This is a genomic window from Rhizobium sp. C4 (genome assembly GCF_021026315.1).
Classification (GTDB): Bacteria; Pseudomonadota; Alphaproteobacteria; order Rhizobiales; family Rhizobiaceae; genus Ensifer_A.
In genome coordinates, this window is record NZ_JAJNCX010000012.1 from 140,194 (window position 1) to 157,677 (window position 17,484).

General features: G+C 59.0%; 21 protein-coding genes. 18 read left to right on the forward strand and 3 right to left on the reverse strand.

Translation table 11 applies throughout. From position 1 onward, the window contains the following. Positions 1–14: 14 nt before the first annotated feature. A complete protein-coding gene (locus tag LQK84_RS19390) occupies positions 15–1,016 on the forward strand; it encodes a substrate-binding domain-containing protein (protein ID WP_230830375.1) in 1,002 nt (333 codons plus the stop codon). A gap of 51 nt (positions 1,017–1,067) precedes the next feature. Then, positions 1,068–1,787: an alpha/beta fold hydrolase gene (locus LQK84_RS19395; protein WP_230830376.1), complete on the forward strand. Its 720-nt coding sequence runs from the start codon at positions 1,068–1,070 to the stop codon at positions 1,785–1,787. Between the two features lie 538 nt (positions 1,788–2,325). Here the strand turns inward: LQK84_RS19395 and LQK84_RS19400 are convergent. Next, entirely contained in the window at positions 2,326–2,607 is a 282-nt protein-coding gene (locus tag LQK84_RS19400) for a hypothetical protein (RefSeq protein ID WP_230830377.1), read from the reverse strand. Between the two features lie 321 nt (positions 2,608–2,928). On the opposite strand from LQK84_RS19400, the gene LQK84_RS19405 reads away from it, so the two are divergent. The 15 genes from LQK84_RS19405 (at position 2,929) to LQK84_RS19475 (ending at position 15,521) form a co-directional block, all read left to right on the forward strand. After that, complete coding sequence (locus LQK84_RS19405; protein WP_230830378.1) at positions 2,929–3,297, forward strand: response regulator; 369 nt, start codon at positions 2,929–2,931, stop codon at positions 3,295–3,297. A 347-nt stretch (positions 3,298–3,644) separates the two neighbouring features. Further along, entirely contained in the window at positions 3,645–3,896 is a 252-nt protein-coding gene (locus LQK84_RS19410; protein ID WP_230830379.1) for a hypothetical protein, read from the forward strand. After that, positions 3,893–4,180 (forward strand): DUF1488 family protein, encoded by a 288-nt coding sequence (locus LQK84_RS19415; RefSeq protein WP_230830380.1) that lies wholly within the window; start codon positions 3,893–3,895, stop codon positions 4,178–4,180. The genes LQK84_RS19410 and LQK84_RS19415 overlap by 4 nt, the downstream gene beginning before the upstream one ends. A 191-nt stretch (positions 4,181–4,371) precedes the next feature. Beyond that, positions 4,372–4,638, forward strand: a complete 267-nt coding sequence (locus LQK84_RS19420; protein ID WP_230830381.1) for a hypothetical protein — start codon at positions 4,372–4,374, stop codon at positions 4,636–4,638. Next, positions 4,625–4,801 (forward strand): hypothetical protein, encoded by a 177-nt coding sequence (locus LQK84_RS19425; RefSeq protein ID WP_230830382.1) that lies wholly within the window; start codon positions 4,625–4,627, stop codon positions 4,799–4,801. Before LQK84_RS19420 ends, LQK84_RS19425 begins: the two co-directional genes overlap by 14 nt. Before the next feature lie 52 nt (positions 4,802–4,853). After that, positions 4,854–5,117, forward strand: a complete 264-nt coding sequence (locus LQK84_RS19430; RefSeq protein WP_230830383.1) for a hypothetical protein — start codon at positions 4,854–4,856, stop codon at positions 5,115–5,117. 77 nt (positions 5,118–5,194) lie between these two features. Next, the gene (locus LQK84_RS19435) at positions 5,195–5,398 is read left to right on the forward strand and encodes a hypothetical protein (RefSeq protein WP_230830384.1); all 204 of its coding nucleotides are present in this window, start codon (positions 5,195–5,197) and stop codon (positions 5,396–5,398) included. Positions 5,399–5,458: 60 nt separating this feature from the next. Then, on the forward strand, positions 5,459–7,738 hold the full coding sequence (locus LQK84_RS19440) for a glycosyltransferase family 4 protein (protein ID WP_230830385.1): 2,280 nt from the start codon (positions 5,459–5,461) through the stop codon (positions 7,736–7,738). After that, positions 7,735–9,090: a glycoside hydrolase family 130 protein gene (locus tag LQK84_RS19445; protein ID WP_442966986.1), complete on the forward strand. Its 1,356-nt coding sequence runs from the start codon at positions 7,735–7,737 to the stop codon at positions 9,088–9,090. The genes LQK84_RS19440 and LQK84_RS19445 overlap by 4 nt, the downstream gene beginning before the upstream one ends. Positions 9,091–9,139: 49 nt before the next feature. Beyond that, positions 9,140–10,240 carry an extracellular catalytic domain type 1 short-chain-length polyhydroxyalkanoate depolymerase gene (locus LQK84_RS19450; RefSeq protein WP_230830387.1) on the forward strand — a complete coding sequence of 367 codons (1,101 nt, stop codon included), beginning with the start codon at positions 9,140–9,142 and terminating at the stop codon, positions 10,238–10,240. An 84-nt stretch (positions 10,241–10,324) separates the two neighbouring features. Continuing rightward, on the forward strand, positions 10,325–11,206 hold the full coding sequence (locus LQK84_RS19455) for a transglutaminase family protein (protein WP_230830388.1): 882 nt from the start codon (positions 10,325–10,327) through the stop codon (positions 11,204–11,206). A 253-nt stretch (positions 11,207–11,459) separates the two neighbouring features. Further along, positions 11,460–13,817 carry a hypothetical protein gene (locus LQK84_RS19460; RefSeq protein WP_230830389.1) on the forward strand — a complete coding sequence of 786 codons (2,358 nt, stop codon included), beginning with the start codon at positions 11,460–11,462 and terminating at the stop codon, positions 13,815–13,817. Between the two features lie 48 nt (positions 13,818–13,865). Next, a complete protein-coding gene (locus LQK84_RS19465) occupies positions 13,866–14,225 on the forward strand; it encodes a type II toxin-antitoxin system RelE/ParE family toxin (RefSeq protein WP_230830390.1) in 360 nt (119 codons plus the stop codon). Beyond that, the gene (locus tag LQK84_RS19470; RefSeq protein WP_230830391.1) at positions 14,215–14,538 is read left to right on the forward strand and encodes a helix-turn-helix domain-containing protein; all 324 of its coding nucleotides are present in this window, start codon (positions 14,215–14,217) and stop codon (positions 14,536–14,538) included. The genes LQK84_RS19465 and LQK84_RS19470 overlap by 11 nt, the downstream gene beginning before the upstream one ends. Positions 14,539–14,819: 281 nt before the next feature. After that, positions 14,820–15,521, forward strand: coding sequence for a Crp/Fnr family transcriptional regulator (locus LQK84_RS19475; protein WP_230830392.1), 702 nt, complete (start codon positions 14,820–14,822; stop codon positions 15,519–15,521). A gap of 3 nt (positions 15,522–15,524) precedes the next feature. Here LQK84_RS19475 and LQK84_RS19480 read toward each other — a convergent pair whose 3' ends face one another. After that, complete coding sequence (locus LQK84_RS19480) at positions 15,525–15,734, reverse strand: hypothetical protein (protein ID WP_230830393.1); 210 nt, start codon at positions 15,732–15,734, stop codon at positions 15,525–15,527. Between the two features lie 211 nt (positions 15,735–15,945). Between LQK84_RS19480 and LQK84_RS19485 the strand changes: the two genes are divergently transcribed. Further along, positions 15,946–16,395, forward strand: a complete 450-nt coding sequence (locus LQK84_RS19485) for a pseudoazurin (RefSeq protein WP_330166425.1) — start codon at positions 15,946–15,948, stop codon at positions 16,393–16,395. A gap of 114 nt (positions 16,396–16,509) precedes the next feature. Here LQK84_RS19485 and LQK84_RS19490 read toward each other — a convergent pair whose 3' ends face one another. Next, a complete protein-coding gene (locus tag LQK84_RS19490) occupies positions 16,510–17,481 on the reverse strand; it encodes an FAD:protein FMN transferase (RefSeq protein WP_230830394.1) in 972 nt (323 codons plus the stop codon). Positions 17,482–17,484: the final 3 nt, after the last annotated feature.

Genomic DNA, 17,484 nt, shown 5'->3' on the forward strand with positions numbered 1-17,484 from the left:
GAGGAGACATAAACATGAAAACTGTCGTGAAGAATATGACGAGACGCACTGCGATGATGACCATCGCTGCGGCCTGCCTGCTGTCGAGCGTGAGTATCTCAGCAGCAGCCGATAAAATCGTCATGGCTGTCATTCCAAAGTTGATAGGAATTCCCTATTTCACGTCGACGGGCGTCGGCGCTCAGGAAGCCGCCAAGGAACTCGGCGTTGAAGTCGATTACAACGGGCCGACTGATGCAAGTGTCGAGGGGCAGGTGAACATCATCAACCAAGCCATTCGCAGGAAAGTTAACGTGATTGCCATCGCGGGGCTCGATGCGAATGCGCTGGCGCCTTCGCTGAAGCGGGCGCAACAGGCGGGCATCAAGGTGGTCACGTGGGATTCGGACGTCGATCCATCGGCTCGTACCGTTTTCGTCGAGGCGGTGTCATTCGAGGGCATGGCGAAATCGCTCATAGACAGCATCGTCAAGGACGGAGTGACTGAGGGCCCGCTTGTAGTACTCACGGGTTCCGCGACGGCCGCTAACCAGCTGGGCTATATAAAGGCGATCAAGGCATATTTGGCGTCATCCTATCCAAAAATGAGCGTGGCAGCCGTCCTTGCAGGCGACGAAGATGCGGTGAAGTCCAAGAACCTGGTGTCGAGCTATTTCCAAGGCAATCCCGACACTAAGGGGATTGTAGTCATCGGCGCTACGATGACTGCGGCACTTGAAGCGCTGAAGGATAAGGGCTTGATCGGTAAGGTAGCGGTAGCCGGCCATGGTCTTCCCAGTGTCAACGGCGGCCAGCTGAAGGACGGCACGCTGTCCCGATTTATCCTTTGGAATCCCGTTGATCTTGGCTATGCAGCCGTATACGTCGCCTACGCCGTTGCTACCGGCAAGTTTGATGCCGCTTCAGGGGTCGTTCCGGCTGGTCGTATCGGCGAGATGAAGGTCAAGGGTGACACGGCAACGTTGGCCGATCCTTTTGTTTTTACAAAGGAAAATGTCGACAAGTTTAATTTTTGACCGCCAGGGGCGTCGCAATGCGGCGCCCCTTTCGCCCCCGGGGGAAACACGATGCCACAATCTAGTGCCACCTTTGTACTTGTCCACGGCGCCTGGCACGGCGGGTGGTGTTATTCAAGGTTAGCGCGGATTCTCCGCGCAAAAGGCCACGATGTGTTCACTCCGACGCTCTCCGGCCTCGGGGAAAGATCGAACGGCTATTCGCCTGCGATCAATGCCTCGACGCATGTTCAGGACATCGTCAACGTCATCAATTTTGAGGATTTGCAGGATGTGGTCCTTGTCGGCCATTCCTATGCCGGTATTGTGATCACGAAAGTGGCCGATATCATGCCCGAGCGCGTTCGCGCGCTGGTATATCTCGACGCCTTCGTAGGAGAGGACGATAAATCCACCTTCGACCTCGACCTGCCCGAAGCAGTAGCAGCGCACTTGTCCCGTGCGCAATCCAGTGGCGGTCACACAATTCCGCCAGTGCCCTCGTCTGCTTTCGGCGCTTCGATCGACGACCAGGCATGGATCGACGCAAAATGCACGCCACAACCTTTCGCCACCCTTGCCGAGAGACTGAGGCTGTCCGGACGCTTTCACGATGTGACGAATAGGACGTATATCGCGGCCAATTGGCCCAACTCGCCTTTTAGGGCCGTAATGGCCCGGGTGCTATCCCTTCCGGGCTGGCGGGTCCATGAGCTACCCTGCGGGCACGACGTAATGATTGACATGCCACAAGAGGTCGCGGCACTTCTACAAGAGGCCTTGACAGGGTAACTTAGGTGTTGATTTCGATTGAGAGCTGATCGAGTGGTATCGTAAACTTTAGGGACAAAGGGCCAGCGAAAGAGGCTGTCCGCAGATACTTCTCATGCTCGGGCAATTTTCGCCCACAGGCACATCGGCTCAGTTCCGCATGGAAACCAACAGCGTTATCGATCGGCGCGTGAAATTCAGGAAGAGATAGTACCGCGTCTCAAACTCGGTTAAGGCGACGCCACCGGTCAAACGTCAAGGACGCTCTACAATCCCCGCGCCCCAGTTAAATTTGCAAATACCTCAACTGCCGATCTCAGGTAAGCATCCGGCGAAGGCCGCGTTTCAGGCCGCCCGAGCACTCGGCGTCTGGGGTGTCCAGTTCCGTAACCGGTGTTATCACGCCTTGACGGGATCCGAACTCAGATCCCTTTCCAGACAAGAGGCAGTAGAATATGTCTTTCAAGTGCTTGACGGCTTCAAGGGCAGTCATCCGCGTTGCGCCTGAATGGCTCTTATCGATCTGAAATGTAGAGCACTGACGCACGAAGAAATTTTATCAACGCCCTTGAGGCCAGCGATCGTGTTCCGGCTTGTTGGGGTTGGCGTCATTTCTAATAGTTTGCGCACATCCTGGCCCAGCCGTCCGCCGTAACATAAAATGCTGTGCTGCCCGACGGGCCAACTCGTCCATATCGGCAGACTTGGGCTGAAACGCGAGCAACACATAGGTCGCAATTTCCGCCTTGTCACGCTGTGACCGCAAGCAGAGCATCCTCGATGCTAGATCGGTCGCTCGCCGCAAAAAGGCAACTTCGTTTTGCGAGAATGCCTGTTGCATGCCTGTCTCCCGGGTTGGCGTGCATCTGTAAGGTATGCTTATTTCTGATCTGGTTTCGCAGCGCGCGCAATATCAAAAGACATACAATGCTCGTTCTCCCGGTTGCGATGGTTGGCAATGAACCTACAGTTTAAGAATGTGAAGCCGCTGATTCGGAGCTCGGGGCGATGTCATTGATCCTGCTGCTCCATGGTTGCAGGTCATTGACCGCTCATCGCCGACGATGGAACTTTGTCGCAGAGTGAGCGTTCGAGCAATCACTACGCGTCGTCGCGGCTTTAGGCAGAGCCATGAGTACTCCAAAGAGGAAGAGATTGGCCTGTGAAACAGCATCAAGACGCTGTACTCGTTGTTGAAGACGAAATTCTCATCCGCTTATCAATTGTCGATGAGTTGATGGAGCATGGATTTCAGGTTTTTGAAGCCGGCAATGCGGACGAGGCGATTGCCAGTCTTGAGCAGCATCAAGATATTCGGCTCGTTTTCACCGACATCGATATGCCCGGATCAATGGATGGGCTCAGGCTTGCCGCTTTCGTGCGCGATCGCTGGCCGCCTATCAAGATCATTGTAACATCCGGCCGATTTTTGCCCAACGCTCATGAACTGCCCGAGAATGCCGAGTTCTTTACGAAGCCCTACGACTACGCCGCAGTGATCGCGGAGATGAACCGACTTCTTCTCGCCTGATGATAACGAATCGGAGCCTCAGTTTGCACACCAAGATGGAGCTATATCTCACCTTAAAGCACTGACCCAGGCCTCACCTTTCTGCTGGACTCGCATCATCCCGTTAACGAGGTTCCGTGGATTGAAACCCACTTCACTTGTTCGCCACGGAGCGTTGAAAAGGGTACTGAAATCTCCGGCGGAAACATCGCGCGCCGTTTCGCGATTGCGGCACAGCCTTTCGTCGATGTGCATGTTAACTTGCAATTTTTGATCGGCATCCCCATCTGAAGGTCAATGGCAGCCATTTTACGGGCGTTGTCATTTTACGGGTGGCACGCACTCGAGCCCCAGCAAAGGAGGACGACATGTCTTCCGACTATAACGAGCACATGCTCGCCAGCACAGATATCGGCATCATCAGAGAAGTGCTTCGTTGCACGGGGTTTCAGTACGAAGAGCCCATGGGCGAGCTCGATCGGACCGCGGCCAGATATGCCCTGGATCTTTATCAGCAGGGTACGCGAGAGCCGGATGCACTCATCGCTGCAATCAGCGTGTGGGCGGAACGTGTTTCCGAGAATCCCGGCCTATCCATTGCACCGGGAGCTGAAGCATGACCCTTTCCTTTGCAAATCCAACGCGAACCTACGACGAGCGCCGCGACGCCATTCGTTTTGTCGGCCATGACGGATTGAAGCAGATCGTCTTCCTTTTGTCGGTCGGGCTCTTCGATCAGGGAGGGTCTGACACAAACCCGCGGGAGCAGGGCTATCTGATGGCCTTCGACCGGGCACATTCTCGGATTCTGGATATCGCCCGCGGCCTGTATCAGAAGAACAAGCGCTCCATGGTCGAACTCGACGCGAATGCAGTCGGCTCGTCCTTGCGGTTCGGTAACTGACTGCAACTGCATTCGAAATCCTCGGTGAGATTCTGTCAGGAGACAACCATGACTTTCCAAGTGCCCACACTGCTGAGAGCCTCGGAGGCTTTGGGGCGTCCTGATGAAGGACGCTTCTTCGCCTTGCCATGGTAACACGGAGACCGCCAGGCGACGGAAACGCCGGGGCCGATCAGCGTGTGTTGCGATCCATGCTCAAGCGTTCGGGTTATGCGACCTCGGACCTGAAAGCCGCGGAAGGACCGGATCACGCCCGCGAGCATCTGATGATCGGGCACATCAACGATGGCATGATCATGAGTGAAACATACCCTCTGTCAAAGCGACAGATTTCGCAGCGACGGATTGCTGCGTCCCAGGGACCGGCCTTGTCACGTTGGGAAGATGACGGCGGCAGTTTTGCCGATCGCGAGACGGTTCGAACAGACAATACGGAGAATGACGATGGAGCAATCTGATGAGATCGTCGTTTTGGCCGATGTCCGGCACAGTCTCAAGGCGAGGCGACCGCCCGAGCAGAATGATGTCAGGATGGAGCGTGACGATGGGCGCCGGGAGTGCAGCGTCATCCTGTTTTCAGGAAAAGCGCACCCGAATCCGGCCCGCAAACCGGGAAAATGATCCGGTCCGACGACGCCCACGCGCCGTCACCATTCCGGAGATGGAGCTTGCGATGTTTACGCGGACGAAGACGAGAACCGTGCATTTCGATGCGCCCTTCACCCTGAACGGCCTTGATGGCCTGCATCCGGCTGGAGACTACCGGGTACTGGACGACGAAGAGCAGATGACGGGCATTTCGTGGCTCGCCTATCGACGGGTGGCGACCATGATCGAAGTCGTCGCCGGCAGCAAGACAAGCCTGATCACGATCGATCCCGCCGAACTGGAAGCCGCGCTGGAAAAGGACAAGGTCTTTTCCGCGAAACGAGACTGATTTGTGTTTGCAGGGACCGTCGCGTGAACGGTCGCAAATTGTTCAAGCGAAACCCGCCACTTTTTCGGAGAAACGCCATGCCTTCTCACCGCTTTACCGTCGGACAGGTCGTTCGCCTCGTCACCACGACGGGCCTCTCGCCCGCGGCAGCCGTCATCTACACCGTCGCGGCTCCGATGCCTGTCTACAACAACAGCCCGCAGTATCGATTGTGGAATGAAGAACGTCACCAGGAGCGTGTTGCCCGCGAGCGGGATCTCGAAGCGGTGGACCTCAAATGAACCCGATGTCCCGGCCGCTTGTGGCCTGGACATTCTTGACATGTTCTGAAGGGAACGCCCGTGACCAAGCCAATGCGTATCGCCTTCATCGGCAATTCCCCACCCCGCCAATGTGGGATCGCCACCTTCACCGGTGATCTCTCCCAGGCCATGGCCGGCCTGTCCGAACACATCAGGCCCAGCATCATCGCCATAACGGACGACCAGCAGAGCTATGCCTATCCGGCGGAGGTCATCTTCGAGATTCGCGAAGCCGAGGCCGACGATTATGTGACCGCGGCGCGGATCCTGAATGAGGGACAATTCGATGTCGTATCACTTCAGCATGAGTTCGGCATTTTTGGTGGCCCCGATGGTGAGCTTATCCTGAAGCTCCTTGAGCACCTTCGTATCCCCATCGTCACCACCTGCCACACGATCCTGGCCGACCCCACGCCGTCCCAGCGCCGCGTGCTGCAGAAGGTCGCCGCCTGTTCAAGCCGTATCGTCGTCATGGCAGAGAAGGGGCGCGCGCTGCTCACGGAAATCTACGGCGTAGCGGCCCCGAAAATCGATGTTATTCCCCATGGTATTCCCGACCGGCCCTTTCACGATCCGGAAACGGCCAAGGCAGCACGGGGTTATGCTGGCCGGCCGCTGATCCTGACCTTTGGTCTGCTCTCCCCGAACAAGGGGATCGAGACGGTCATCGACGCCATGCCCGCGGTCCTGAAGCAGAACCCGGAGACCCTCTATATCGTCCTCGGCGCTACCCACCCGACGCTTCTTCGCCAGCAGGGCGAGACCTATCGCGACAGCCTGCGCCAGCGCGCCGAAAGCCTTGGCGTCGAAGATTCCGTGCAATTCCTCAACCACTTCGTTGATTTGCCGACGCTGCTCGACTTCATTTCCATGTGCGACGTCTATGTCACGCCCTATCTGGACGAGGCCCAGATGACGTCCGGGACGCTTGCCTACAGCTTCGGCATGGGCAGCGCGGTCGTCTCGACGCCCTACTGGCATGCCCGCGAACTGCTGAAGGACGGGCGCGGCCTTCTCGTTCCCTTCGGTGACGCGACGGCCACCGGCAAGGCGATTGCCGACCTGCTCGGCGACGACGATGCCCGGATGGCGATGCGCAGACGCGCCTATGACGCCGGACGCACGATGATCTGGTCGCATGTCGCCAAGCTCTATCTCGATAGCATGGCAAGGGGCTGCGAAGCCTCTCGACCGAAACTCGTCAGCGATCTCCCCTCGCTGCGGATGAAGCTGCCGCTACAACGGGCGCCCCTCAGGCTCGGGCACTTCCATGCCATGTGTGACGATACCGGAATCTTCCAGCACGCCGTCTATTCCGTTCCCGACAGGTCCCACGGTTATTGCGTGGACGACAACGCCCGCGCGCTGCTGCTCTCATCTCTGATGTCGGCTGCGGGCGTCGCCGGCATAGGCGATCGGATGACGGCATCCTTCGCCGCCTTTGTCGAACATGCCTGGAACCGCGATACCGGCCGCTTCCGGAATTTCATGGGCTTCGATCGCCGTTGGCTTGAAAGCGAGGGCTCCGAAGACAGCCACGGCCGGACCCTCTGGGCATTGGGGGCCTGCACGCTCTCCGATGCCGATGCACCGCGCCGACGCTGGGCGAGTGCGCTCTTTGCGCGGGCCATGTCGGTGACGCTGACCTTCAATTCGCCGCGAGCCAGGGCCTTTACGCTTCTCGGGCTCAACGACTACTGCAGGGCCAATCCAAACGACCACCACGCAAGCATGTTGCGTGTGCGGCACGCGGAAAGCCTGATGGACCTGGAACGGCGCGTGTCGGATGGCGATCGCCACTGGTTCGAAGAGGGGCTGTCCTACGAGAATGCCCGGCTGAGCCAGGCCTTGATCCTCACCGGGCTCGCCACCAACGTCTTCGGCTTTGTCGAGACGGGTCTCTCCACCTTGCAGTGGCTGATGACCCAGCAGAGATCGGACAAGGGCCACTTTCGCGCAATCGGGACCGACGGCTTCTTCGAGATCGGGCAGGCGCCGAAGCCGTTCGACCAGCAGCCGGTCGAGGCAACCGCAACCATATCGGCGTGTCTGGCTGCGTATGAGGCGACCTCTGACAAGGGCTGGATTGCCGCAGCCTGCAGAACCTTCGACTGGTTTACCGGCAGCAATGATCACGGCGTCTCCCTTGTCGATCCCGAAACGGGCAGTTGCCGCGATGGTCTGCATGCGGATCGCCCCAATGAGAACCGCGGCGCCGAATCCGTCCTTTGCTATCTGATCTCCTGCATCGAGATCGCGCAGACCAACCAGAAACTGACGCCCGTGCTTCCGCGCGCCGAATTCCGGCAATTGTCATGACAAAAGCCGCTCAACAGGAAGACCATAAAGGATCCACCTTGCCCCATCGGAACATTCTCAATCGGCAGGCCCTCTATCTCAAGCCCGATTCGACACGGGTCATCGTGCGCCCGTTCAAGCCGTCGACAGAACCCCGGCATCTCAATCCGCGCGACAAGACCAGAGCCAATGAAATCGTCGACCGCGTTCTGTCGCTGGACGCTGCATCGACTGCCAATCAATTGCGCGACATCCTCGCCAATTTCGAGGGCCGGCATCGCAATCTGCTGCGGCAATTCGAACTGCGGGCCGATGCGATGGAGGATGCGTTTCTCCACCATCAGCAGTTCAGCCAGCAGCAGCGGCAGTTGGTCGGCGCCTACTTCATGAACGAATATTCGTTCGAGTCCTCCGCGCTCTTCAATCCCAGCATCGTGCCGCATCCGGATCAGTCCGGCCTTGCGGACGGCAGCCTGCGGGTGATCATCAGTCTCAGGGCCGTTGGCGAGGGGCACATATCCTCGCTGACCTTCCGCTCCGGCGTCATCGATGAACACGGGGTGGTTTCGATCGATGCCCCGACACGGCTGGCGGGTCTGCCGAACATTCATGCCAGTGACGGCCTGGCGCCTGCTGGCTGCATCACGTTGAGCTTCAGCAGCGAAAGCGACCTTGGCGAACGTGTGATCTTTCCGGTCACCGAGGCCCAGTCCAACGGGATCGAGGATGCGCGTTTCGTCGCGTTCGAGGATGACGGCAAGACGATCTACTATGCGACCTACACCGCCTATAGCGGCTCATCCATCCGCTCGGAGCTTCTGGAAACGAGGGACTTCCTGAACTTCTCCCTGACGCCCCTGCGCGGACCTGCCGCGCGCAACAAGGGCATGGCGCTGTTCCCCAGGCGTATCGATGGCCGCTATGCCATGATCGCCCGGCAGGATAGCGAAAACCTCTATCTGCTCTATTCGGATGACCTGCTGAACTGGGACGAGGGCCATCTCCTGATGAAGCCGGAATTCGCCTGGCAATTCGTGCAGATCGGCAATTGCGGGTCGCCGATCGAGATCGACGAAGGATGGTTGATGTTCACCCATGGTGTCGGTCCGATGCGGCGCTATGCCATCGGCGTAACGCTGCTCGACAAGGACGACCCGAGCATCATCCTTTCCCGCACGGTCGAACCTCTGCTGCAACCGGATCCAACGGAGCGTGAAGGCTATGTGCCAAACGTCGTCTATTCCTGCGGCGCCTTGCGCCATGGCGATCTGATCGCTCTGCCTTATGCCGTCTCCGACACCTATTCCAACTTCACCACGATCCGGATCAGCCGGCTTCTCGAGGCGATGCGTCCGACAGGAGTTTCGACTTGAGGTTTTGGGTGTATGAGTATCGTGTCCATCACGGGCATGGGAGACGGATGTGACGCAGCATAGAAATTCGCGGCAGCTGACCGAGCTGAAGAACTTCGGCTCGAACCCCGGCATGCTGAAGTGCTGGCTGCATCTCCCGGCCATTCTTGCGCCCAAGACGCCACTCGTCGTCGTCCTGCACGGTTGTACGCAGAGTGCCGCAACCTATGACCACGGGGCCGGCTGGTCGAAGCTCGCGGAGGAAAAGGGCTTTGCAGTCCTCTTTCCCGAGCAGCAGCGCGTCAACAACGCCAACCTTTGCTTCAACTGGTTCGAGCCGGGCGACATCCGGCGCGCTTCGGGCGAAGCTCTCTCAATCCGGGAAATGGTCGGCCACGTCGTTGAGGCGCACGGACTGGATGCGGGGCGAATCTTCATTACCGGACTGTCGGCCGGAGGCGCTATGGCGAATGTCATGCTGGTGAGCTATCCCGAATTGTTTGCGGGTGGCGCGATCATCGGTGGACTTCCTTATGGAACCGCCTCGGGCTTAAGCCAGGCTTTCGAGCGGATGCGCGGCCAGAATGGTCCGAGCGTCAGCCAGATGCGGTCTGTCCTGGAGACCGCAGCGCCCGGCTCGGATTCCTGGCCCAGCATCTCTGTCTGGCATGGAACGCACGACCAGACGGTAACGCCAGTCAATGCCGAGCAGATCGCCCATCAGTGGGCCGGCGCGCATGGGGTCTCGGACACACCGGACCTGACAGAATCGATCAATGGCCACAGCCGCAAGGCCTGGCTCGACGAAAGCGGCAAAGAGGTGATCGAGGTCAATCTTATCAAGGGCATGGCGCATGGGGTCCCCCTGTCTTTCACAGCGGAAGCTCCCCTGGGCAACTCTGGTCCATTCATGCTGGACGCGGGGATTTCTTCGACTGCGCGTATCGCCCGGACCTGGGGCCTTGCCGACGACGCCGATGTCGAAATCGCGGAGGGCACCTTCGAGACCGGCCCGGAGCACGTCACGGCCCCGTCAGGTATTGAAGCCATGATCGCCAAGGTGATGGCCTATGCGAAAACAAGCGTGGTTCACAAGACCGGAGGTCGAGATGATCGGGGCGTCGGAAAGGTCATCAACGATGCACTTCGCGCGGCAGGGCTGATCCGCTAGTCCGCTGGCGCGACGCGCGGACGATAAGCAAATTGCCCCGCGCGCGGGCTGCACCCTCGCAATCAGCCTTAGGGAGCTGTTTCCATGGCAATGCTCAGTATTCGTCATCGTACGACCTACAGTTTCCGGGAGGAGGTGTCGTTGTCGCCGCACCGCCTTATGCTCCGGCCGCGTGAAGGCCGCGAGCTCAGGCTGCTCAGCCATGAGGTTTCCACCTTCCCTCGGGTTGCACTGAGCTGGTCGAACGATGTATTCGGCAACGCGATTGCTTCAGCGACGTTCCAGACCCGCGCCCGCACATTGGTGGTGGACAGCACGGCAATCGTGGATTTGACGGCATCGGCATGGCCGGTCTTCGACATTGCGGCATACGCGATCCACTATCCCTTCGCTTACGCCGATGGCGATTGGACTGATCTCGGTGCGCTTGGGGTTCAACAATACGAAGACATCGACAGCCGGCTCGCAACATGGGCCCGCGGCTTTGTCGCCGGCAGTCCGACCGATACGCTGTCCCTTCTCAAGGATATCAGTCTGGGGATCGCATCCTCTATCTCCTACCAGAGCCGGGAAGAGGAAGGGACGCAGACGCCGCTCAGAACCCTTGAGCGCGGTTGGGGCTCCTGCAGGGACTTCGCCGTGTTATTCGTCGAAACGGTCCGTAGCCTTGGTTTCGGTGCCCGGATCGTCTCAGGCTATCTGTTCAATCCAGACGCATCACTCAGCGGCTCGACAGACGAAGGATCGACGCACGCCTGGGCAGAAGTGTTCGTTCCGGGCGCTGGCTGGATCACATTCGATCCGACAAACCGCAGCATGGGCGCCGCCAACCTCATCCCGGTCGCCGTGGCCCGCGACATCGCCAACGCCGTTCCGGTTTCAGGGAGCTTCACGGGCGCTACGGACGCCTTCATCGCGATGGACGTGACCGTACAGGTCAACGCAATCGATGGTCGCTTTTTTTAATTCCTTTTGCTTTGAGTAGATACAAACCCACGATCCGCTAGGAACCTCGGCCGCGCCAACGACAAGCGACCCCTCGTCGAGATTGTGTGCTCCTGATTGAAGTGTACCTGCCGGCGAACAGGCCGAAATCAGAAACATCGGTTGCCAGTCAACGCTTACTTTATTTCGCCTGAAACGCTCCATCATTTGTTAAATGTCCCGCCCTATCTCCGCTCACCCTCGGCACTGGTGCCGAGCGAAACGGAATATCAGCATGTCAAAACAGGATCTTTCGTCGCGGCATTTTCAGCAGAAAATCTCCAAGTTCTGCGAAATGCGCGTGGCCCCCCTCGCCCGCGAAGCGGCTTCCAAGAAAATCGAGCGCTACCTCATAAGCTTGATCGCGCATCGCAAGGGGCCGCCGCGGTTGAATGGTCATATAGATTGGACGGAAATCGCCATCACTACGGGGATTGGGGGTCAGTGGAAGCCCGACTTTAAAAGGCAGGTTCAGATTGCCCTGGAGGCGGTCAATCGTTGGCTCGGCGCACCACCCGTCCCCGAAGACCGCCAAGTCCGCACTGGTAGAGCGAAAAAGGGAGAGGCCGATAGCTGCAGTGCCCAGGTTAAACGTTCCTCTACGCGAACGCCTAGAAGAACCGGCGAGCGCCATCCGATCACTGATTTCCCTAACGGGTCCAAGGGAGGTAAACCCAAGCCGATACTTGAGTCTCCGGAGCCGCTGTTTGACGCAACCCACGACCCTGACAGTTTTCAGGAGGCACTCATCTATCATATGCGCCGGTTTGGCGAGAGCTATTGGCAGCTCTATCGCGCCGTGATCCGGCTCGATGAAACGTTCGACCACAAAACCCTGCTGTCATGGGTCGAGGGCGAACGGGTACCCCGATCGGTGAACAGCTTTGACATTCTCGCGCGTATCGAACGGCGCTACCAGTTGCCGCAAGGATATTTCAAAGCGAAGCTGCCGCATCAGGCCCGATCTCTCCTTGGCCATGATCTCGGTGATATCACACCTGCGGAAAGCCGCAGGATTGCCTGGCACCTTCCGGACGATTTCGGCAGCCTTCCCTTCAGTAAGAGGGAGGAGATCATAGATTGGGTGCGAAAGGTCATCATTTCGGGATCGACCGACTATCGGCGCTATCAGGCAGCGGCCAGCAAGCAGCGCTATGCTATCCGGTTTCCGGGCATAACATATGGCGGAGGAGCATTGTCGCCTCGTGGGAACCTTCACAAGAACAGCGTCCACAGTGAAGCCACCGAAAGCTTCGAAGACCCGGACCTACTGTCCGGCGTCGTCGATGCGCCGCCTCGCCTTGCGATGGAAATGTCCGATCTGATCCGGTTCAAGACTTCGACGCTGACCGCGATCGGCTTCCAGCGCAATGGAGTTTGGGGCGAGGAAACGGCTTCCCAGAAGATCGAACATCTCGGTCTGATGTTCGGCGCATTGGCCGCCTCTCCTTCCGGTGCGGTCAAGGGGTTCGGCGTACCGCTCAGCCAATTGACTTTTGGCCTGCTCATCTTCCCTGGCGTCTGGGATTGGTATCTGCAGTGGCGGGAGCAGCGTCGCGGTTTCTATACCAGATGGGAAGAGGACATGCTGATGATCGCGCAGGCCCTGTCGCGCTCCGACGTCGGCTGGATAGGTCAGCACCCAGAGTTGCTGAAGCATGTGAAACCGATCGAAGGTCTGATCGCGCCAGAGGAAATCGAGTTCGCAACGCGCGATTGGCATGGTGCCTGCGACGCGTTTCACCGGCATGTCGCCAACCGTTCCAAGGAAATTCAGCGGGTAATGCGGGTGCACCGCGATCCTTTTGAACCTATCATGGTTGTTCTTGAAGCGGACAGCCCGCTGTCAGAATATCGCAAGATTACGGACGAGATCCTTAAGCGCATGCCGGATGAAGATCGATACCCGAGAGCAGCTGCGGAGGCTGTCCGGTCTTTCCTTCTGCTTCGCCTGGGTTTGCATCTGGGGCTTCGCCAGAAGAACCTCCGTCAGCTTCTCGTCTGCCGGCGCGGCCATTTCCCGACTTCGGAACGACGCCTTGAAGACATGAAATGCGGCGAGTTGCGCTGGAGCGAAAGGGAGCAAGGATGGGAGGTGCTTATCCCTTCAGTCGCGTTCAAGAACTCCGGTTCCTCCTTCTTCGGGAAAAAGCCGTTCCGGCTGATCTTGCCGGATCTGCTGGATCTCTACAAATACCTCGAGGCCTATATCGATCGCCATCGCGGTGTCCTGCTCGGCCCCGCCAAGGATCCGGGAACGCTGTTCGTCAAGACCGTGAAAAAGACCAGCCTGGATGCCGCCTACGATTCCACCACATTCTACGAGGCCTGGCGGACCGTGATTCAGCGCTATGGAATCTATAATCCCTATACCGGTCGTGGCGCCATCAAGGGGCTGCTGCCGCATGGCCCGCATAATCTGCGGGATATCCTGGCAACTCATATTCTCAAGCAGACTGGCTCCTACGAGCAGGCGAGTTACGCGATCCAGGATACACCAGACGTGGTGCAGCAGCACTATGGCCGCTTCCTGCCGCAGGACAAGGCTGCCCTTGCTGCTCGAATTCTGAATCAGGTATGGGAAGCGGCATAGTTCTCTCCTCAATCTTGATGGATGTAGCACTTAGTGCTATATAGATCGATGTCAGACCGAGTGTTCAAAACTGCATGGTTCGCCAAGGCGGCAAAGAAGGCGCGCATTTCCGACAAGGCGTTGTCGACGGCAATCCGCCAAGTCGCGCTCGGGCAGGCCGACGATCTTGGAGGCGGCGTCTTCAAGAAGCGTCTTAACGAAAACTTGCATCGTTCGATCGTTCTGGCCAAGGCAGGCGAGTTCTGGGTGTTCGCCTATCTCTTCGCAAAGAAGGATCGACCGAATATTGATGACGACGAGCTTCTGGCGTTCCGGAAGCTCGCTGACCTATACCGCCGCAAGACGAAAGCTGACCTCGAAGCGGAACTCAAGGCCGGCGCCCTATTGGAGATAGACCATGGCGACTAATCGCAAGTTCAAGAGCGATGCCTTCGAGGCAATCCACAGTGCTGTCGAAGGCATGTATGCGGCCGGGACCATCGATAAGGAAACGATGCGGACATTCGACAATGATTGCCTTGTGGTCCCGTCTGAACTCACGCCAAATGAGATCAAGGCTTTGCGTGAGAAGAACCACGTCAGCCAGCCGGTCTTCGCCCGCTATCTGAACACCAGTCAGTCGACGGTGCAAAAGTGGGAGACCGGTGCCAAACGCCCTAGCGGCCCCGCGCTGAAGCTGCTTGCGCTTGTGCAGAAGCACGGGCTTCAGATGTTAGCGTGATCGAAGCTCCGGTCCGCGGAGGAATTCGAGTTTGTCGTTTCGCTCTTGAAAGGATATGAACTGGCGATCTCGTCGCCGTGATATTTGTCCGCTTAAGTTCCCATACAGGGACATGACTCGAGGCGAGGCTAATGGCCGAACATGGGCCGCAACCAGTTGATGATGGCCCCAAAACGCGAGCCAGGCGCGGACAATGCTGATCCAAACGCCGCGATGAGGTGGTGCAGCACTCGAGAAGCCATTATAGAACGCACGGAAACAAGCACGAGTCACGGGGCGAGATGGCGAAAATCGATAGATCAATTGTCGCGGACATTGAGGCGTTCGCCGGGCTGGCGGCCGCGGATATCAATGAGGTTCTCGATCGGGCAAACCCATTGCGGGTCCCGAAGGATAAGGCAGTCTTTGCGCAGGATGAGGCGGCGGAACGGTTCTTCCTGCTTCTCGACGGTGTGGTCCGTGTCGTGCAGACGACGCGGGACGGGCACCAGGTGATTGCGCGCTACCTTGGTGCGGGTTCGATCATCGGCATCGCGCCCGCGATCGGGCGGACGACCTATCCGGCGTCCGCCGAGGCAGCGGTCGATTGCGTCGTGCTCGCCTGGCCGACGTCGATCTGGCCGGAACTGTCCGCCCGCTTTCCGCAGCTTGCCATTAACACCTACAAGGCCGTGGGTGCGCGACTGGCCGAAACACAGGAGCGGGTCATCGAGCTTTCGATTGCGCAGGTCGAACAGCGGGTTGCCAACGCAGTGCTGCGGCTCATCCGCCAGACGGGCAAGAAGACCGAAGACGGGATCATCATCGAATTCCCCATCTCCCGGCAGGACATCGCGGAAATGACCGGCACGACGCTGCATACGGTCAGCCGGCTCTTAAGCGCCTGGGAGAGCGACGGTGTGGTGTCAAGCGGGCGGCAGAAGATCACTGTCACCGATCCGCACAAGCTGATGCTGATCGGGCAGGGAAAGCCCCAGGGTTAAACCTCAAACGCGGTTCCGATGCCTGATCGCCTCGATCAGGCTTTCCTCGAAACGTTCCAGCTCTGCCTCATGTTCGCGCGCGGCATCCACCGGCGTGTGAAAGCCGGAGATCGGGCACCCGATACAGAGCATCCGGTAGCGCATGAGAACGGCAACCGTCTCAGGCCATTCCGTCATCATCTGTTCGAGCGTGATGTCGCGACTGAAGCGCATCGGACCTTTCCACCCTCCACGTTGATCTCGACAATAGGCGAATGCCGGCTGGCTTCGTTGTGCTGGCGCAAACAGTTTGCGCATCAGCAAAAGTAACCAGCGGCGCGCAATTTCATTTCTGTTTGACGAACCGCAAACTCGACTTTGGGCGTCAAGGTTAGAAGGGTCTCAGCGGTCACGAGGATCGTGAAACAACCCAAGGAATTCGACAATGAAGACGATGATGAAGACGAGCCTTGCTCTGGTCGCAGGCGTTGCACTGACCGTCATGGCGCTCCCGGCCAACGCAGCCGATATCGAGGTCAAGATGCTGAACAAGGGCGCCAAGGGCACGATGGTGTTCGAACCCGATTTCGTGAAGGCCGCGCCGGGCGACACGATCCATTTCGTCGCCACCGACAAGGGCCATGACGCCGAAAGCATCGAAGGCATGGTGCCGGAAGGCGCTGCGCCCTTCATCGGCGAGATGGGCAAGGACGTGACCGTCAAGCTCGACAAGGAAGGCTTCTACGGCGTCCGCTGCAAGCCGCATTTCGGCATGGGCATGGTGATGCTGGTGGAAGTCGGCAAGGGCGCCAACGCCGACGCGGCCAAAGCCGCCAAGATGCCGCCGAAAGCCAAGCAGAAGTTCGACGAGCTGTTTGCGGCGGCTGCGAAATAAGACACGTCTCCTCCCAGGACGACGACGGCCGGGTGATGAACCCGGCCGTTTTTGTTTGGGGAGGGTCAGATGCCATTCCTCTCCCACAGGAGGAGAGGAAGCCCGGAGCGCTGCTCAAACCCGGATATCCTGCCCGCTCGCCCGCATCCGTTCGATCTCAACGACATCCATCAACACCACCGCCGTAGACATCGCATCCGCAAACGCGGCCGAGGGATGGATGACACTGGCGCGCGGCGTGTAATCCCGCGTGAGCCCCTTCATCGGATGCAGGATGTGTCCGGCATGACCCCGATTGTCGAAGGTCGTGCCGAGCATCATCGACGTGGCGACGGCCTGATCCGAAAGGGTCAGGCGCTCGGCAATCTCCGGCCCGCTGACCCCCTTGCGGATGCCGACCTGCCAGCCGGCGCCGTTGCGGCCCTTGCCGACCGCCTGGATCTCGCCGATGTCGAGCAGCATGTTGCCGTAGCCGTGGGACTTGAGGAGAGCGGAAATGCGATCGGTGATATAGCCCTGCGCGATCCCGTTAAGCGTCAACGCCATGCCGGGTTGGGAGAAGGCGATGCCTATGTCGTCGAAGATGACCTTGTCCATGCCGACGCGGGCCAGCACCGGCGCGAGCTCGGAGGCTTCGGGCAGACGGGCGCGATGCGGCTTGGTGAACCATTCGGCATAGAAGGCGAAGAGGGGCTGGACGGTTGGGTCGAACAGGCCGTTCGTCTGGCCGTGGACGGCTCGCGAGAGCGCCAGCACTTCCAGAAGCTCCGGAGGCGGGTCGGCCAGCGCGCCGTCGCGGTTCAGGCGAGCGAGCGCGCTGTCCTGCCGGTAAAGGCTGAAGATGACTTCAAGCCTTGCGATTTCGGCTTCGACGGCGGCCAGAACAGGCCTGGCTTCGGCCTCGCTGGCGCCAAGGAGTTCGATCTCGGCATGTGCCCCGAGGGCCTGCCCGCTCCAGCGGACGGGCTTGGCGGCGAAGGCGCGGGGCGCCAGTATGGCAGATGGGATTGCCGCGCCGGCGACGAGAACAGCGCCGATGAACAGCGCGCGACGGCGGGTGACGGGTTTCGTGAAGATCTGGGTCATGGC

Excerpts from the sequence above, each read along its gene's own strand:
- LQK84_RS19480 (WP_230830393.1), bottom strand. The coding sequence starts at position 15,734 with ATGCGCTTCAGTCGCGACATCACGCTCGAACAGATGATGACGGAATGG.
- LQK84_RS19435 (WP_230830384.1), top strand. The coding sequence starts at position 5,195 with ATGCCTTCTCACCGCTTTACCGTCGGACAGGTCGTTCGCCTCGTCACC.
- LQK84_RS19465 (WP_230830390.1), top strand. The coding sequence starts at position 13,866 with ATGTCAGACCGAGTGTTCAAAACTGCATGGTTCGCCAAGGCGGCAAAG.
- LQK84_RS19485 (WP_330166425.1), top strand. The coding sequence starts at position 15,946 with ATGAAGACGATGATGAAGACGAGCCTTGCTCTGGTCGCAGGCGTTGCA.
- LQK84_RS19460 (WP_230830389.1), top strand. The coding sequence starts at position 11,460 with ATGTCAAAACAGGATCTTTCGTCGCGGCATTTTCAGCAGAAAATCTCC.
- LQK84_RS19430 (WP_230830383.1), top strand. The coding sequence starts at position 4,854 with ATGTTTACGCGGACGAAGACGAGAACCGTGCATTTCGATGCGCCCTTC.
- LQK84_RS19420 (WP_230830381.1), top strand. The coding sequence starts at position 4,372 with ATGCTCAAGCGTTCGGGTTATGCGACCTCGGACCTGAAAGCCGCGGAA.
- LQK84_RS19425 (WP_230830382.1), top strand. The coding sequence starts at position 4,625 with ATGGAGCAATCTGATGAGATCGTCGTTTTGGCCGATGTCCGGCACAGT.
- LQK84_RS19390 (WP_230830375.1), top strand. The coding sequence starts at position 15 with ATGAAAACTGTCGTGAAGAATATGACGAGACGCACTGCGATGATGACC.
- LQK84_RS19475 (WP_230830392.1), top strand. The coding sequence starts at position 14,820 with ATGGCGAAAATCGATAGATCAATTGTCGCGGACATTGAGGCGTTCGCC.
- LQK84_RS19490 (WP_230830394.1), bottom strand. The coding sequence starts at position 17,481 with ATGACCCAGATCTTCACGAAACCCGTCACCCGCCGTCGCGCGCTGTTC.
- LQK84_RS19400 (WP_230830377.1), bottom strand. The coding sequence starts at position 2,607 with ATGCAACAGGCATTCTCGCAAAACGAAGTTGCCTTTTTGCGGCGAGCG.
- LQK84_RS19470 (WP_230830391.1), top strand. The coding sequence starts at position 14,215 with ATGGCGACTAATCGCAAGTTCAAGAGCGATGCCTTCGAGGCAATCCAC.
- LQK84_RS19415 (WP_230830380.1), top strand. The coding sequence starts at position 3,893 with ATGACCCTTTCCTTTGCAAATCCAACGCGAACCTACGACGAGCGCCGC.
- LQK84_RS19445 (WP_442966986.1), top strand. The coding sequence starts at position 7,735 with ATGACAAAAGCCGCTCAACAGGAAGACCATAAAGGATCCACCTTGCCC.
- LQK84_RS19410 (WP_230830379.1), top strand. The coding sequence starts at position 3,645 with ATGTCTTCCGACTATAACGAGCACATGCTCGCCAGCACAGATATCGGC.
- LQK84_RS19395 (WP_230830376.1), top strand. The coding sequence starts at position 1,068 with ATGCCACAATCTAGTGCCACCTTTGTACTTGTCCACGGCGCCTGGCAC.
- LQK84_RS19455 (WP_230830388.1), top strand. The coding sequence starts at position 10,325 with ATGGCAATGCTCAGTATTCGTCATCGTACGACCTACAGTTTCCGGGAG.